Annotated in this window: 13 protein-coding genes; 12 read left to right on the forward strand and 1 reads right to left on the reverse strand. The window is 68.0% G+C overall.

From position 1 onward, the window contains the following. Window positions 1-27: 27 nt before the first annotated feature. A complete protein-coding gene (gene sufB, locus IM760_RS03510; RefSeq protein ID WP_204427146.1) occupies window positions 28-1,485 on the reverse strand; it encodes a Fe-S cluster assembly protein SufB in 1,458 nt (485 codons plus the stop codon). A gap of 215 nt (window positions 1,486-1,700) precedes the next feature. Here sufB and ndk point away from each other — a divergent pair, with 215 nt between their 5' ends. The 12 genes from ndk (at window position 1,701) to IM760_RS03570 (ending at window position 15,977) form a co-directional block, all read left to right on the forward strand. Beyond that, window positions 1,701-2,132 (forward strand): nucleoside-diphosphate kinase, encoded by a 432-nt coding sequence (gene ndk, locus IM760_RS03515; protein ID WP_204427147.1) that lies wholly within the window; start codon window positions 1,701-1,703, stop codon window positions 2,130-2,132. A 29-nt stretch (window positions 2,133-2,161) separates the two neighbouring features. Beyond that, window positions 2,162-3,349, forward strand: a complete 1,188-nt coding sequence (gene rlmN, locus IM760_RS03520; RefSeq protein WP_204427148.1) for a dual-specificity RNA methyltransferase RlmN — start codon at window positions 2,162-2,164, stop codon at window positions 3,347-3,349. Continuing rightward, window positions 3,346-4,143: a type IV pilus biogenesis/stability protein PilW gene (gene pilW, locus IM760_RS03525; RefSeq protein WP_204427149.1), complete on the forward strand. Its 798-nt coding sequence runs from the start codon at window positions 3,346-3,348 to the stop codon at window positions 4,141-4,143. Before rlmN ends, pilW begins: the two co-directional genes overlap by 4 nt. After that, entirely contained in the window at window positions 4,140-5,078 is a 939-nt protein-coding gene (locus IM760_RS03530) for a RodZ domain-containing protein (RefSeq protein WP_204427150.1), read from the forward strand. Before pilW ends, IM760_RS03530 begins: the two co-directional genes overlap by 4 nt. A gap of 58 nt (window positions 5,079-5,136) precedes the next feature. Then, window positions 5,137-6,255: a flavodoxin-dependent (E)-4-hydroxy-3-methylbut-2-enyl-diphosphate synthase gene (gene ispG / locus IM760_RS03535; protein ID WP_204427151.1), complete on the forward strand. Its 1,119-nt coding sequence runs from the start codon at window positions 5,137-5,139 to the stop codon at window positions 6,253-6,255. A gap of 23 nt (window positions 6,256-6,278) precedes the next feature. Further along, a complete protein-coding gene (hisS, locus tag IM760_RS03540) occupies window positions 6,279-7,556 on the forward strand; it encodes a histidine--tRNA ligase (RefSeq protein WP_204427152.1) in 1,278 nt (425 codons plus the stop codon). A gap of 12 nt (window positions 7,557-7,568) precedes the next feature. Then, window positions 7,569-8,204: a tetratricopeptide repeat protein gene (locus tag IM760_RS03545; RefSeq protein WP_204427153.1), complete on the forward strand. Its 636-nt coding sequence runs from the start codon at window positions 7,569-7,571 to the stop codon at window positions 8,202-8,204. A 10-nt stretch (window positions 8,205-8,214) separates the two neighbouring features. Continuing rightward, window positions 8,215-9,369: an outer membrane protein assembly factor BamB gene (bamB, locus tag IM760_RS03550; protein ID WP_338021363.1), complete on the forward strand. Its 1,155-nt coding sequence runs from the start codon at window positions 8,215-8,217 to the stop codon at window positions 9,367-9,369. A 182-nt stretch (window positions 9,370-9,551) separates the two neighbouring features. Then, a complete protein-coding gene (gene der / locus IM760_RS03555; RefSeq protein WP_204427154.1) occupies window positions 9,552-10,961 on the forward strand; it encodes a ribosome biogenesis GTPase Der in 1,410 nt (469 codons plus the stop codon). A 28-nt stretch (window positions 10,962-10,989) separates the two neighbouring features. Then, complete coding sequence (locus IM760_RS03560) at window positions 10,990-13,116, forward strand: TonB-dependent receptor plug domain-containing protein (protein WP_338021364.1); 2,127 nt, start codon at window positions 10,990-10,992, stop codon at window positions 13,114-13,116. A gap of 37 nt (window positions 13,117-13,153) precedes the next feature. Further along, a complete protein-coding gene (locus IM760_RS03565) occupies window positions 13,154-14,098 on the forward strand; it encodes a hypothetical protein (RefSeq protein ID WP_204427155.1) in 945 nt (314 codons plus the stop codon). A 10-nt stretch (window positions 14,099-14,108) separates the two neighbouring features. Next, on the forward strand, window positions 14,109-15,977 hold the full coding sequence (locus IM760_RS03570) for an ATP-binding protein (RefSeq protein ID WP_204427156.1): 1,869 nt from the start codon (window positions 14,109-14,111) through the stop codon (window positions 15,975-15,977). The last annotated feature ends 74 nt before the right edge of the window (window positions 15,978-16,051 follow it).

Raw genomic sequence — 16,051 nt, forward strand, 5'->3', positions numbered from 1 at the left:
AGATTCAAATCGGGGTTGGACGGTGGCTCAGCCCACCGCCCCTTCCAGGCTCACTTCCAGCAGCTTGCCGGCTTCCACCGCGAACTCCATGGGCAGTTCCTTGAACACTTCCTTGCAGAAGCCGTTCACGATCATGGAGATCGCTTTCTCCGGATCGATGCCGCGCTGGCGGCAAAGGAACAGCTGGTCGTCGCTGACCTTGGAGGTGGTGGCCTCGTGCTCGATGGTGGCGCTGGGGTGCTTGGACTCGATGTACGGGAAAGTGTGCGCGCCGCAGCGGTCGCCCAGCAGCAGCGAGTCGCACTGGGTGAAGTTGCGCGCGTTCTCCGCCCGCGGGCCCATGCGCACCAGGCCCCGGTAGGCGTTGGAGCTCTTGCCCGCCGAGATGCCCTTGGAAACGATGGTGCTCTTGGTGTTCTTGCCCAGGTGGATCATCTTGGTGCCGGTGTCGGCCTGCTGGGCGTGGCGGGTCAGCGCCACCGAGTAGAACTCACCCACGGAGTGATCGCCGCGCAGCACTACGGACGGGTACTTCCAGGTGATCGCGGAGCCGGTTTCCACCTGGGTCCAGCTGATCTTGGCGTGGTCGTGGGCAACGCCGCGCTTGGTCACGAAGTTGTAGATGCCGCCCTTGCCGTCCTCGTCGCCGGGGTACCAGTTCTGCACCGTGGAGTACTTGATCTCGGCGCCGGGCAGGGCCACCAGCTCCACCACCGCCGCGTGCAGCTGGTTCTCGTCGCGCTGGGGCGCGGTGCAGCCTTCCAGGTAGCTCACGTAGCTGCCTTCGTCGGCGACGATCAGGGTGCGCTCGAACTGGCCGGTGTTGGCCTCGTTGATGCGGAAATAGGTGGACAGCTCCATGGGGCAGCGCACGCCCTTGGGGATGTAGACAAAGGAGCCATCAGTGAATACCGCGGAGTTGAGGCCGGCGAAGAAGTTGTCGCCCTTGGGCACCACGGAGCCCAGATACTTGCGCACCAGCTCCGGGTGCTCGCGCACCGCCTCGGAGATCGAGCAGAAGATCACCCCGGCCTCGGCCAGCTTGCTCTTGAAGGTGGTGGCCACGGACACCGAGTCGAACACCGCGTCCACGGCCACGCCGGCGAGCATTTCCTGCTCGTGCAGGGGAATACCCAGCTTCTTGTAGGTCTCCAGCAGCTCCGGGTCCACCTCATCCAGGCTTTTCGGGCGATCTTCCATGCTTTTCGGCGCGGAATAGTAGGAGATCGCGTTCAGATCCACCGGCGGGTACTGCACGTGGGCCCAGTTCGGCTCCTGCATGGTCTGCCAGTGGCGGTAGGCTTCCAGGCGCCATTCCAGCATCCATTCCGGCTCTTCCTTCTTGGCCGAAATAACGCGGATGACGTCTTCATTGAGACCCGGGGGCAGGGTGTCGGACTCCACCAGGGTGGTGAACCCCGCCTCGTACTCGGAACGGATGACACGGTCCAGTTCGGAATTGTCGAGTTCGGCTTGGCTGCTCATAGTCACGGGCTCATCGTTGTGAAATACCGGTCTTCACGGACGGAATACCAGAGTAAATTACTCAGGTATTATAGAGGATAAGGCGCCGAGGGGGAATCCGACCGTCATCGCCGGCCATAAGGGGCGCCAACGGTATCATAATTCGCCCCGCGTGCGTATAATCCGCCGGCTTCAAAGACCCCAAAGACCTATGCAATTCTGGAGTGATCAGACAGATGGCTGTTGAGCGTACCCTCTCTATTATCAAGCCTGATGCCGTGGCCAAGAACGCGATCGGCGAGATCCTGGGCCGTTTCGAGAAAGCCGGCCTCAAGGTCGTGGCCCTGAAGATGCTGCACCTGAGCCGCGAACAGGCCGAAGGCTTCTACGCCGAGCACAAAGAGCGTCCGTTCTTCGGCGACCTGGTGGCCTTCATGACCAGCGGTCCGGTCACCGTGCAGGTGCTGGAAGGCGAGGACGCGGTGAAGAAAAACCGTGATCTGATGGGCGCCACCAACCCCAAGGACGCGGAAGCCGGCACCATTCGCGCCGATTTCGCGGAAACCATCGACGAAAACGCTGTCCATGGTTCTGATTCCACCGAATCCGCCGCCCGCGAGGTGGACTACTTCTTCGCCGACGAGGAACTCTGCCCGCGCACTCGCTGAGTGCCCGGTCATTCCCTGGAGGTAAGCCAATGACTGCCCACGAGGCCGATCGCGCGCCGCGCACCGCGGCGCCGGTCCACACCGACAAGGTCAATCTGCTCGGACTCACCCGGCCGCAAATGGAAGAGTTCTTCCTGGCCATGGGGGAGAAGAAGTTCCGTGCCCAGCAGGTGCTCAAGTGGATCCACCATCACCAGGCGGACGACTTCGAGCAAATGACCGACGTGGGCAAGGCATTGCGCGAGAAGCTGGCCCGGGTGGCCGAAATCCGCGGTCCCAAGGTGCTCCACGAGGGCATCTCCCGGGACGGCACCCGCAAATGGGTGTTCGAGGCGGACAACGGCGGCGCCGTGGAGACCGTGTTCATTCCCGACGGTCGCCGCGGCACCCTGTGCGTCTCCTCCCAGGTAGGCTGCGCGGTGGACTGCAGCTTCTGCTCCACCGGCAAGCAGGGCTTCCAGCGCGACATGACCAGCGCCGAGATCATCGGCCAGGTGTGGCAGGCCAGCCGCGCCTTCGGTCCGCGCAAGAATCTGGGCGAGCACCCGATCACCAACGTGGTGATGATGGGCATGGGCGAGCCGATGCTGAACTACGAGCCGGTGCTGTCCGCCATGCGCATCATGCGCGACGACCTGGGCTACGGCATCAGCAAACGCCGTATCACCCTGTCCACCTCCGGCGTGGTGCCCAAGATCGATCAGCTCAGCCGCGACCTGGACGTGTCCCTGGCGGTGAGCCTGCACGCCCCCAACGATGAACTCCGCAACGAGCTGGTGCCGCTCAATCGCAAGTACCCGCTCGCCGACCTGATGGCCGCCTGCAAGCGCTACAGCGACGCCATCACCCATCGCCACAACACCATCACCATGGAATACGTGATGCTGCGCGATGTGAACGACAAACCGGAACACGCCCGCCAGTTGGTCAAGCTGCTCAAGGGCATCCCGGTGAAGGTGAACCTGATTCCCTTCAACCCGTTTCCCCATGCCGGCTATGAGCGCTCCCGCAAGGCGGACATCCTGGCATTCCACAAATTCCTGAATGACAATGGCGTGCTTACCACGGTGCGCACCACCCGCGGCGACGACATCGACGCCGCCTGCGGCCAGCTGGTGGGCGAGGTCAAGGACCGCACCCGCCGCAGTGAACGCTGGCAAGCGTCCATCTTCCATCGCACCGAGCAACCGGACAGCAACGCAGCGCCCGCGCAATGAGCCCTACGCTTCGACAGTTCGTCCTCACCGTTGCCCTGGCCGGCCTGCTCGGCCTGATGGCCGGCTGCGTGACGGTCACCGAGGGCGGCGACCCCAACGAAGTGAACGTGGACGAGGCGGTGGCCACCCGGGTGGCCGCCGGCATGAAGTACCTGCAGATGGGCAACCCCTCCGAGGCGCGCCGCCATTTTTCCCGGGCCCTGTCGCTGAACGACAACAGCGCCCAGGCCCACAACGCCATGGCGCTGCTCTACAACTACGAGCGTGACGCCAGGCAGGAAGAACACCATTACCGCAAGGCCCTGGCCGCCGACCGCGACTACGCGCCGGCGCTGAACAACTACGGCACCCTGCTGTTCTCCCAGGGCCGCTACGACGAAGCCCTGGAAAAGTTCAAGCGCGCCGCCAACGACCCTAACTACGAGGGCCGGGCCAGCGCCTTCAATAATATGGGGGCCGCCTACAAGGCCCTGGGTGAGATGGACCAGGCCCGCGAGGCCTACATCCGCTCGCTGCGTCTGAACCCGGGCAACAGCCAGCTGCTGCTGGAACTGGCGCGGCTGTATTACCAGGACGACCGCGCCCGTATCGGCTGGGATTATTACCGCGATTACGAGCGGCGCGTGCGTCCGCAGAGCGCCGAGGCCCTGTGGGTGGGCATCCGCCTGGCCGCCGCCCTCGGCAAACGTGACCAGCAGGCCAGCTACGAACTGGCGCTGCAGAATCTCTACCCGGGTAGCCGTGAGGTCCGCCTTTGGCGGGCCTGGCGCGACGGGCAGGAGGGAGCCGAATGAGCGAGGACAACGCAGCCATGCTGCCCGGTGAACGTCTACGCCGGGCCCGTGAAGAGCAGGGCCTGAGTCAGGAAGAAGTGTCCAAGCAACTGCGCTTGTCGCTGTCCTATCTGAAGGCCCTGGAAGACGACGACTACAGCCGTCTGCCCGAGCCCACCTTCATCAAGGGTTACCTGCGCAACTACGCGCGCTTCCTGGGCCTGCCCGCCGAGGAACTGGCGCGGCGCTTCCAGCAGGAAGTGGACCAGCAGCGCGACGCCGAACACGAGCGCGAACAGCAGGCCCTGGAAGACTCGCCGCGCCGCCGCGAATGGCGGGTGCCGCTGGTGGTGATCCTGGTGGTGGTGCTGGCGGTGGCCGTGGGCTGGTGGCTGTGGCCCCGGGGCGAGGACGCGCCGGCGCCGGTGGAATCGCCGTCCGAACTGTCGCCGCCCAGCGGGCAGTTTGGCGACCCCGCCCCGGACAATCCGGACCCGGCGCTGCCCGACGACACCGAACCCATGGCGCCGGCGGACGAGACGCTGACGCCCTCTGGGGACGAGGGCGCCGGGCCCGCCTCCGAAATCGATGCCGGTCCGGAAACGCCCCCCGCCGCCGCGCCCGCGCGCCCGGGTGGCGGTAACGGCGGCGAATCCGCCGTGGCCGGGGCCGGCCCGGCGGACGCGAGCGCCCCGGCGCAACCGGCCGCCGATGGCGTGGACCGCATCAGCCTGTCCTTTTCCCGGGTCTGCTGGGTGCGGGTGGTGGACGCCACCGGCGTCACCCTCAGCCAGGGCCAGCGCGGCGCCGGCGACACCCTGAACCTGGAAGGCGAGGCCCCGTTTCGCCTGACCGTGGGCGACGCCGCCGCGGTCTCCGCCCTGTCCATCAACGGCGAGTCCGTGTCCCTGCCCAGCCAGCGCTCCGGCGACGTGGTCCGCGTCACCTTGCCCTAGGTTCCGCCGGCCACGGCGCCCATACTTCACACAGCTCGAACGTTTCAGGAAGCAGGTTATGGAACCGGAACTGTCCATTCAGCGTCGCAAATCGCGCCAGATCCATGTCGGCAAGGTGCCGGTGGGCGGTGATGCGCCGATCTCGGTGCAGAGCATGACCAACACCGACACCTGTGACGTGGACGCCACCGTGGGCCAGATCCGCCGGCTCGAGGACGTGGGCGCGGACATCGTGCGGGTCTCGGTGCCGACCATGGAGGCCGCCGAGGCCTTCGGCAAAATCAAACGCCAGGTGTCGGTGCCGCTGGTGGCCGACATCCATTACGACTACAAGATCGCCCTCAAGGTGGCCGACGAAGGCGCCGACTGCCTGCGCATCAACCCCGGCAACATCGGCCGCGAGGACCGGGTGCGCGCGGTGATCGAATCCGCCCGGGACCACGGCGTGCCGATCCGCATCGGCGTCAACGCCGGCTCCCTGGAAAAGGAACTGCAGCGCAAATACGGCGAGCCCACCAGCGACGCCCTGGTGGAGTCCGCCCTGCGCCACGCCGAGATCCTGGACCGCTACGACTTCCAGGATTTCAAGATCAGCGTCAAGGCGTCCAACGTCTTCATGACCCTGCAGGCCTACCGCAAGCTGGCCAGCCAGATCGAGCAGCCCCTGCATCTGGGCGTCACCGAGGCCGGCACCTTCCGCTCCGGCACGGTGAAGTCCGCGGTGGCCCTGGGCGGCCTGTTGCTGGAAGGCATCGGCGACACCATCCGCATTTCCCTGGCCACCGACCCGGTGGAGGAAATCCGCGTCGGCTTCGACATCCTCAAGAGCCTCAATCTGCGCAAGAAGGGCGTGAACATCATCGCCTGCCCGAGCTGCTCCCGGCAGAATTTCAACGTGATCGACACGGTCAACGAGCTGGAAGCGCGCCTGGAGGACATCAACGAGTCCGTGGATCTGGCGGTGATCGGCTGCCTGGTGAACGGCCCCGGCGAAGCCCGTGAGGCGGACATCGGCCTGACCGGCGGCACCCCCAACAACCTGTCCTACCTGGACGGCGAGAAGAGCCACCACATCAAACAGGAAGCGCTGGTGGACGAGTTGGAACGCATGGTGCGCGCCAAGGTGGAGAAAATGCGCGAGGACGAGGCCAAGGGCATCATCGCGCGCAGCGAATAACCGTATTGGAACAAGGAGCACCGGTGAGCAAGAAGATCGCGTCGGTACGCGGCATGAATGATGTATTGCCCGAGCAGACCCCGCTCTGGCAATGGCTGGAGCAGCGTGCCCGCACGGTGCTGGCCGCCTACGGGTACCGGGAAATCCGCATGCCCATCGTGGAGCGCACCGAGCTGTTCGCCCGCGGCATCGGCGAGGTCACCGACATCGTCGAGAAGGAGATGTACACCTTCGAGGACCGCAGCGGCGACAGCCTGACCCTGCGCCCGGAAGGCACCGCCGGCTGCGTGCGCGCCGCCGAGGAACACGGCCTGCTGTACAACCAAACCCAGCGGCTCTGGTACACCGGCCCCATGTTCCGCCACGAGCGCCCCCAGGCCGGCCGCTACCGTCAGTTCCACCAGATCGGCGTGGAAACCTTCGGCATGGAAGGCCCGGACATCGACGCCGAGGTGATCCTGCTCACCGCCCGCCTGTGGAAGGACCTGGGCCTGGCGGACCAGGTCACCCTGGAACTGAACACCCTGGGCGACCCGGACGACCGGGCCCGCTACCGGGACGCCCTGGTGGCGTTTCTGCGCGAGCACCGCGAGCGCCTGGACGAGGACTCCAAGAACCGCCTGGAGCGCAACCCGTTGCGGGTGCTGGACAGCAAGGACCCGGGCACCCGCGAGGTGCTGCAGGACGCGCCCCGGCTGGCCGACCACCTGGGCGACGCCGCCCGCGATCACTTCGAGCAGCTCAAGGCGCTGCTGGAAGCCGCCGGCGTCGACTACGTGATCAACCCCAACCTGGTGCGCGGGCTGGATTACTACGGGCGAACCGTGTTTGAGTGGACCACCGACGCGCTGGGGGCCCAGGGCACGGTGTGCGCCGGCGGCCGCTACGACGGTCTGGTCCAGCAATTGGGCGGCAAACCCACCCCGGCGGTGGGCTTTGGCATGGGCCTGGAACGGCTGGTGCTGCTGCTGGAAAAACAGGGCCAGGAACTGCCCGGCCCGGTGGCGATCTATATTACCGCCATGGGGGAGGTGCAGGCCCAGGCATTGACCCTGGCCGAGCGCCTGCGCGACGCGCTGCCCGGCGTGGGCATCCAGTGCCATTGCGGCGGTGGCGGCTTCAAGAGCCAGATGAAAAAAGCCGACCGCAGCGGGGCCCGTTACGCCCTGATCCTGGGCGAGGACGAAGTGGCCGCCGGTCAGGTGGCGGTAAAACCGTTGCGCGAGCAAGACGAGCAACAGCAACTTAACCAGAATGAGGTGGCCGATTGGCTGGCCGCCCGTTTGCACGAAGGGTACTAAGGAGAAACCGGGGTGGTCGATTACATTCGCGACGAAGAAGAACAGGCCGAACGCATCAAGGAGTGGTGGCAGAAATACGGCATCGCCACGATTATCGTGATCGTGCTGGCGGTGGGAGCCCTGCTGGGCTGGCGCCAGTGGCAGGAGCACAGCGCCGGCGAATCCGGCAAGGCCTCGGTGCACTACGAAACCATGATGCAGGCCCTGGCCGCCGGCAACGCCGACCAGGCGCGCGGCGCCGCCACCACCCTGATGGACGACTACGACGGCACCGCCTACGCCGACTACGCCCGCCTGGCCCTGGCCAAGCTGGCGGTGGACGCCGGTGACCTGAACGCCGCCGCCGACGAGCTCGGCGAGGTGGCCGACAACGCCGCCACCCGTGAACTGGAATACACCGCCCGCCTGCGCCTGGCGCGGGTGCAGGTGGCACTGGGGGACCTGGATGCCGCGAACGAGCAGATTTCGCGCACCTTCCCGGAGGCCTGGCAAGGCCAGGCGCTGGAGCTGAAGGGGGACATCGCCAGCGCCCGGGAGAACTGGGACGCGGCCCGCGCCGCCTACGGCGACGCCCTGGAGGCCCTGGACGAAGGGGCCGGCCGGGACCGCGTGCAAATGAAACTCGACGACCTGAAGTCGCAATCGTGAGTCCGTATTCGTGAAATATTCCTTCTCCACCCCCGCGGCCGCCGTGCTTCTCTGCGTGATGGCGCTGGCCGGTTGCGCCAGCAACCCCAACGCCATCGAGCCCAACCCGCTGCCGGACTTCGACAAGCGCTTCGACGTGGACCGCCTGTGGCGCTCCGGCGCCGGTGACGGCGTGGACGACACCGCCATGAAGCTGCGCCCGGCGGTCACCGCCCAGCGCGTGTTCGCCGCCGACATCCACGGCCGGGTCTACGCCTTCAACCGGGAAAACGGCAAGCGCCAGTGGCGCAGCAAAACCGGGGACCGCATCTCCGGTGGCCTCTACGCCGGCTACGGCCAGGTGCTGTACGGCACCCGCGAAGGCGAAGCGGTGGCCCTGGACGCGGAAACCGGCGACGAGCTGTGGCGCAGCCGGGTCAGCAGCGAAGTGCTGGCGCCGCCCACCAGCGACGGCCTGCTGGCGATCTTCCAGACCATCGACGGCCACGTGCTGGCGCTGGACGCGGAAACCGGCGAGCCGCGCTGGGACTACGAAACCACGGTGCCCAACCTGACCCTGCTGGGTGGCACCCAGCCGGTGATCGAGAGCGGCCGGGTCTATGCCGGCTTCGCCAGCGGCAAGGTCGCCGCCATCGAACTGGAAACCGGCGCGCCGCTGTGGGAGCGCCGTGTCGCCGAACCCACCGGCCGCTCCGAACTGGACCGTCTGGTGGACGTGGACTCCAGCCTGCTGGTGGAAAACGGCGGCGTGTTTACCGCCACCTTCCAGGGCAAGCTGGCGGTGCTCGACTGGGAGAACGGCCGCCCCTACTGGGCCAAGGACATCTCCACCCATCAGGAAATCAGCTCCTACCTGTCCACCGTGTTCGTGGCCGACAGCGAGGGCCTGGTGCGCGGCGCCGAACAGCGTAGCGGCACCTTCCTGTGGCAGCAGGACAAGCTCTACGGCCGCCGCCTCACCGGCACCGCCGTCCAGGACGGCCTGGTGGTGGTGGGCGACTTCGAGGGCTACCTGCACTGGATGGACAGCGAAACCGGCGAGCTGGTGGCCCGCTACCGGGACAACCGGGACGGCTTCGCCGATACCCCGGTGGTCTACGACGACGTGCTCTACGCTCTGAGCGCCGACGGCAAGCTGGCCGCCTACAAGATCGAAGAAAAGTAGCTTGCAGCTCCCCTTTGTAGGAGCGGCTTTAGCCGCGATCACGGCCCTGACCGCCCATCGCGGCTAAAGCCGCTCCTACAGCCGGGTTATTAGACGCGTCGGCGGCTTCCGCCTTGTAGCTAGAATCCCCCCACGCCTGTATCCTGCCCCGTAATCACCATTGCCACCCTGATCGAGCCCCAATGAAGCCCGTAATCGCCCTGGTGGGCCGCCCCAACGTGGGCAAATCCACCCTGTTCAACCGCCTGACCCGCACCCGCGACGCCATCGTGGCGGACTTCCCGGGCCTCACCCGGGATCGCCAGTACGGCGACGGCAAGCTGGGCGAGCGCCCCTATACCGTGGTCGACACCGGCGGCATCGGCGAGAGCGAGGAAGGCATCGACCGGCCGATGACCGACCAGGCCCTGCAGGCCGTGGGCGAGGCCGACGTGGTGCTGTTCCTGGTGGACGGCCGCGCCGGCCTCACCGCCGCCGACGAGCAGGTGGCCACCGCCCTGCGCAAACTGCCCAAGCCGGTGTTCCTGGCGGTCAACAAGACCGACGGCCTGGACCCGGAAACCGCCATGGCGGATTTCTACGCCCTGGGTCTCACCGACCTGTTCCCGATCGCCGCCGCCCACGGCCGCGGCGTGCGCGCCATGATGGACGCGGTGCTCAAGGATTTCCCCGAGGCGGAAGAGAGCGATGCCGCCCCGGAAGACCCGGACACCGTGCGCGTGGCGGTACTGGGCCGCCCCAACGTGGGCAAGTCCACGCTGATCAACCGTATCCTCGGCGAGGAGCGGGTCATCGTCTACGACCACGCCGGCACCACCCGCGACAGCATCGAGGTGCCGTTCACCCGCCAGCCCCGGGATGGCGGCGGGGCCCGGGACTACGTGCTGATCGACACCGCCGGCATCCGCCGCCGGGGCAAGGTCCACGAAACCGTGGAAAAGTTTTCGGTGATCAAGGCCCTGCAGGCGGTGGAAGCGGCCCAGGTGGTGGTGCTGGTGGTGGACGCCCGCGACGGCATCACCGACCAGGACCTGCACCTGATCGGCTACACCATCGAAGCCGGCCGCGCCCTGGTGGTGGCGGTCAACAAATGGGACAACCTGGAAAGCGACCACAAGGACTGGGTCAAGCGGGAAGTGGGGCGGCGCCTGCACTTCGCGCCCTGGGTGAAGGTGCACTACATCTCCGCCCTGCACGGCACCGGCGTGGGCGACCTGTTCGCTTTCGTCGAGCGGGCCTGGGACTCCGCCTTCATCAAGCTGGGCAGCAACGCCCTGACCCGCATGCTGGAAGACATCACCGGCTCGCACCCGCCGCCGCGCAACGGCCGCTTCCGGGCCAAGCTGCGCTACGCGCACCTGGGCGGCTCCAACCCGCCCACGGTGGTGATCCACGGCAACCGCACCGACTCGTTACCGAACAGCTACCAGCGTTATCTGGAAAACCGCTTCCGGGAGCTGTTAAAAATCGAAGGGTCGCCGATCCGCTTGGAGCTGAAATCCGGCGACAACCCGTTCGAGGGCCGCAAGAACACGCTCACCGAGCGGCAAATCAAACGCAAACGCCGCATGATGAAGCACGTTAAAAAGTAAGCGGCCCCTGGCCGCTTAGGGGGACTTCGTGAGACGCATTGGGGGATGCGCGCTGCTGGCACTGGGAATGTCGGCGGCGCCGGCCTGGGGGCAATTCGACGACACACCGGGCCCGGTGCCCCGGGTACTGACCCCGGCGCGTCTGGACCAGCCCATTTCCGAAGTGCCCGCCAGCGTCACCGTCATCGACCGGGAACTGATCCTCGCCAGCGGCGCCCGCGAACTCTATGAAGTGATGCGTCTGGTGCCGGGCATGAGCGTGGCCAAGACCGACGGCAATCTGCCCTCGGTGGCCTACCACGGCACCCAGGCCCGCGATCAGCGCCGCATGCTGGTGCTGCTGGACGGCCGCAGCGTCTACCAGCCGGGCTTTGCCCGGGTCAACTGGAACGCCATTCCCGTGGCCCTGGAGGACGTGGAGCGCATCGAGGTCACCCGCGGCCCGGCCTCCGCCGCCTACGGCGCCAACGCCTTCACCGGCGTCATCAACATCATCACCCGCGACCCCCGTGACGTGGAGGGCCAGCAGGCGCGCCTGCGCGCCGGCAACAACGGCATCCGCGACGCCCGCGTGGCCGCCAGCCACCAGTTCGACGGCGGCGCCTGGCGGCTCAGCGTCAACGACCTGCGCGACGACGGCTACGACGCCGATATTCCGCCGCTGGACACCGGCGACCGTAAACACGTCACCAGCGTCAACGGCCGGGCGGTGTGGGAGCCGGGGGCCCGGGACACCCTGACCCTGCACGCCGGCGGCAGCCGCACCCGCCTGGACCGCCCCTACGAAAGCGGCCTGCAGGAACTGGGCGAATACACCGACGAGAGCGTGGAGCGCGCCGACCGGCTGTTCGTGGGGCTGGACTGGCAGCGCCAGTTTTCCTCCCGCCACCAGCTCAAGGTCAGCTTCTACGCCCAGCACAACGACGAAGACACCAACCTGGACCTGTGCTATTTCGACCCACTCACCGGCAACACCGGGCCCGGCGGCGGCCTGTTCTATTCCAAGGAACTGCGCGACCACTTCCTGGCCAACGGCGGCGACATCGGCCAGACCCTGGCCACCGCCGCCGCCGACCCGGCCGTCCAGAACCGCTATGCCGTTCTGCTGGCCAACGGCGGTGAACCGTTCTGCGGCACCGCCTGGCTGGACGTAAGCGAAACCCGCTACGACCTGGAGATCCAGGACACCCTGCAATTCAGCGAGTGGGCGCGGCTGGTGGCCGGCGTCAACGTGCGCCACGACCGGGGCGAGTCCCAGGCGTTCGTGTCCGGCACCGCCGAGAATGTGAGCCGCCGGCTGTTCGCCAACCTGGCCCTGCGGCCCCTGCCGCCGGTGACCGTCAACCTGGGCGGGTTCTGGGAATACGACGACATCAGCGGTGAGCACTTCAGCCCCCGCGCCGGCGTCAACTGGGAGGTGCTGCCCGGCCACACCCTGCGCGCCATCTACGCCCGCGCTCTGCGCACCCCGGACATTTACGAAGACCAGGCCAACATCAACCTGGCGATCCACGATCTGCCCGCCAGCTACGCGGACCGGGAAGCGCTGCTGGGCTGGTCGCCGGCCTACTTCTTCGTTAACCAGCAGAGCCCGGGCACCCTCAAACCGGAACGCATCCGCTCCCGGGAACTGGGTTACTACGGGCGTTTCACCGCCGGCGCCCTGGGTGCCGTGGAACTGGACTTGCGCTACTTCCAGGAAGAGCTCTGGGACCTGGTGAGCGGCGCGCTCAACCCGTTCAATTTCGAACCGACCAACGACGGCGAGGTGCGCCACCGGGGCACCGAGGCGCAACTGAGCTGGCGGCCGGCGGTCCGCCATCTGCTGCGCCTCACCGGCGCCCACATTCACACCGACACCGAGCAGGGCGCCGAGCAGCGCTTCGCCGCCCGCGACAGCGCCGGCGCGCTCTGGTACTGGCGCCTGGGCGGCGGCTGGTGGTGGTCCACCGCCTACCATCTGGCGCGGGATTACAACGATTACCCCTTTGAACGGATCGACGCGCAGCTCGGCCGGCGCCAGCGCCTGGCCGGCACGGAACTGGAATGGCGCCTGCTATTGCAGCACCCTCTGAACGACGAACCCGTGGTGTTCGAGGAAAACCGGTATCAGGACGATCCACGCTACTGGCTCACGGTCACCGTGAACTTCTGACAGCGAACCCGGGCATGGGGCCCGGGAAGGAACCGGCATGAAGGACGCGACAGCCCGCACAGGACGACGCTCGCGCCGGCCCCGCCACGGGCCGACGGCCGCGCTGTTGCGCCCGGCCAGATGGCTGGCGGTGCCGGTGCTGCTGGCGGTGCTGGGTGCGCTGACGGGGCCGGCGGCCGCCGACCCGACCGGGCCGGTGGAGCCGGTCAGCGTGCGTCTGCGGCCCGCCACCGGGCCGGTCAGCGAGGCGCTGGCCGCCCGCCTGCGCGTCCACGGCGGCGACCGCATACGGCTCACCGAGCAGCGCGCCGATGTGACCCTGGCCCTGGGCGACGCCGCCTTCCGCGCCGCCCTGGCGGCCCCCGGCCACGGCGCGGTGCTGGGCCTGGGCATCGGCGCCACCCGCGTGCTTGAACTGGTGGGCCCGGGCTGCCGTTGCTCGGCGGTGCGCGCCGGGGTGCCGCTGGCCGCGCAGCTGGCGGTGCTGCGGGAGCTGATGCCCGGCGCCCGCCGGGTGGGCGTGATGCTCGGCCCGGACAGCGCCTGGCGGGCGCCGCTGGCGGGCCCGGTGGGGCTGCTGCTGGACGTGGTGGAGGTGGACCCGCCCCAGCGCCTGGGCCCGCTGCTGCGCCGCCACCTGCCGGACTGGGACGCGCTGCTGCTGCCCGAGGACCCGGTGCTGTTCGGCCCCGGCACCGCCCGGCTGGTGCTGCTGACCAGCTACCGCCAGCGGGTGCCGGTGTTCGGCCCCGGCGCCGATTACGTGCACGCCGGCAGCGTCGCCAGCGCCGCGCCGGACAACGACGACCTGGCCCGGGCCGCCCTGGACTGGCTGGGCCAATGGCGCGCCACCGGCCAGTGGCCGGCGCCGGACTTCGCCGGCCACTATGGCCTGGAGATCAACGATTACGTGGCCCGCGCCTACGACCTGAAGGTCGGGCCGGGGGGCCGCCTGGAGCGTCGCCTGGAGATCGACCCATGAGCGTTTCGTCATGAAAAGCCGCAGCGGCATTCGCCGCCAGCTGCAGTGGCTGGGCGTGATCCCGGCGCTGATCATGCTGGTTCTGGTGCTGGTGGCGCTGACCTGGCAGCGTTTCCAGGACGCCGACAAGGAGGTGCGCCAGCTGGGCGGCTTCCTGGCCCAGCAACTGGCCGCCAGCGCCGAATACGGGGTGCTCTCCGGCAACGCCTCGGACCTGGGCCGCCAGGCGCGCATGGTGCTGGAGCGCCCGGACGTGCGCCGGGTGAAGTTTCTCGACCGGGACGGTGAGCTGCTGCTCAGCGCCGGGGAGGGCGCCGGCGAGGGCGAGGTGCTGGAGTTCCGCGCCGGCATCTACCGTCAGCCGGTGCTGTTCACCGGCGAGGCCAGCGGCGCCGAACCGGACCGCATCGGCGAGGTGGTGCTGGGCCTGTCCCGGGGCCGCATCCTGGCCCGCCAGAAGGAGATTCTGCTGGCCAGCCTGCTGCCGGCCCTGTTCGCGGTGCTGGTGGGCCTGCTCAGCGCCCGTTACCTGGCCCGCGCCATCGCCGAGCCGCTGGTGCACCTGACCCGGCTGGTGCGGGTGATCCGCGGCGGCGACTACCAGGCCCGGGGCGACCGCCGGCTGGACGGCGAAATGGGCGACCTGCAAACCAACATCAACGACCTGGCGGACGGCCTGGAGCGCGCCCGCCATAACCAGCAAAAGGCCATCGCCGACCTGCGCGACGCCCACCGCCACGCGGAGCAGGCCAGCCAGGCCAAGAGCGACTTCCTGGCGATGATGAGCCACGAACTGCGCACCCCCATGAACGGCGTGCTGGGCATGCTGCAGCTGCTGGAAACCACCTCCCAGAACGAGGAACAGCGCGAGTACACCCAGGCCGCCCTGGAATCCACCGGCCACCTGCTGGAAGTGATCAACGACATCCTCGATTTTTCCCGCATCGAAGCCGGCCGCATGGAAGTGGAGCAGACCTTCTTCGACCCGGTGCCGGTGCTCAACAACTGCGTCAACACCTTCCGCTATCTGGCCCGGGAGAAGGGCCTCTATCTGCGCCTGGAAGGCGCCGCCTGCCTGGCCGGCCTGGAGGTGTGCTCGGACCCGGTGCGCCTGCGGCAGATTCTCAGCAACCTGATCTCCAACGCGGTGAAATTCACCGACCAGGGCGGCATCCGCGTGCAGGCCAGCGTCATGTACCAGCAGGAGCACACCATCGACCTGGCCATCGACGTGCGCGACACCGGCATCGGCATCGGCGAAGACCAGCGCGCCCGGCTGTTCCAGGCGTTCTCCCAGCTCGATTCTTCGCCCTCGCGGCGCCACGGCGGCACCGGCCTGGGCCTGGTGATCGCCCGCCGGCTGGCGCAGATTCTGGGCGGCGACCTGACCCTGATCAGCGCGGCGGGGGAGGGCAGCTGTTTCACCCTGAGCCTGCGCCTGCGCACCCGCCCGGCGGTGGATGCCGGCGCCAAACCGGTAGCGGTGGCGGTGGACCGCTTGCGGGGCCGGGTGCTGCTGGTGGAGGACAATGAAGTAAACCGGCTGGTGGCCCGGCGCATGCTGGAGCACCTGGGACTGGACGTGGCCACCGCCGGCGACGGCGCCAGTGCCCTGGCGCGGGCCGGGGAGGAACGCTTCGACTGCATTCTGATGGATGTGCAGATGCCGGTGATGGATGGCCTGGAAGCCACCCGGGCCCTGCGCCGCCGGGAGCGGGAAAACGGTCGCGACCCGGTGCCGATCGTGGCGCTCACGGCCAACGCCATGTTCGAGGAACGCCAGCGCTGCCTGGCCGCCGGCATGGACGCCCACCTGGCCAAACCGTTCCGCCGTCACCTGCTGGCCAACCTGCTCAGCCGTTTCCTCCCCGCCGCCTGACCGCGCCCGCATACCCCTGTAGGAGCGACTTCAGTCGCGATCAAGGCCTTGCCGCACACCCCACCGCCGTAATC

The sequence above is a fragment of the Alloalcanivorax marinus genome (assembly GCF_016906305.1).
Lineage (GTDB): Bacteria > Pseudomonadota > Gammaproteobacteria > Pseudomonadales > Alcanivoracaceae > Alloalcanivorax > Alloalcanivorax marinus.

Excerpts from the sequence above, each read along its gene's own strand:
- IM760_RS03530 (WP_204427150.1), top strand. The coding sequence starts at position 4,140 with ATGAGCGAGGACAACGCAGCCATGCTGCCCGGTGAACGTCTACGCCGG.
- der (WP_204427154.1), top strand. The coding sequence starts at position 9,552 with ATGAAGCCCGTAATCGCCCTGGTGGGCCGCCCCAACGTGGGCAAATCC.
- ndk (WP_204427147.1), top strand. The coding sequence starts at position 1,701 with ATGGCTGTTGAGCGTACCCTCTCTATTATCAAGCCTGATGCCGTGGCC.
- sufB (WP_204427146.1), bottom strand. The coding sequence starts at position 1,485 with ATGAGCAGCCAAGCCGAACTCGACAATTCCGAACTGGACCGTGTCATC.
- ispG (WP_204427151.1), top strand. The coding sequence starts at position 5,137 with ATGGAACCGGAACTGTCCATTCAGCGTCGCAAATCGCGCCAGATCCAT.
- rlmN (WP_204427148.1), top strand. The coding sequence starts at position 2,162 with ATGACTGCCCACGAGGCCGATCGCGCGCCGCGCACCGCGGCGCCGGTC.
- IM760_RS03570 (WP_204427156.1), top strand. The coding sequence starts at position 14,109 with ATGAAAAGCCGCAGCGGCATTCGCCGCCAGCTGCAGTGGCTGGGCGTG.
- pilW (WP_204427149.1), top strand. The coding sequence starts at position 3,346 with ATGAGCCCTACGCTTCGACAGTTCGTCCTCACCGTTGCCCTGGCCGGC.
- IM760_RS03565 (WP_204427155.1), top strand. The coding sequence starts at position 13,154 with ATGAAGGACGCGACAGCCCGCACAGGACGACGCTCGCGCCGGCCCCGC.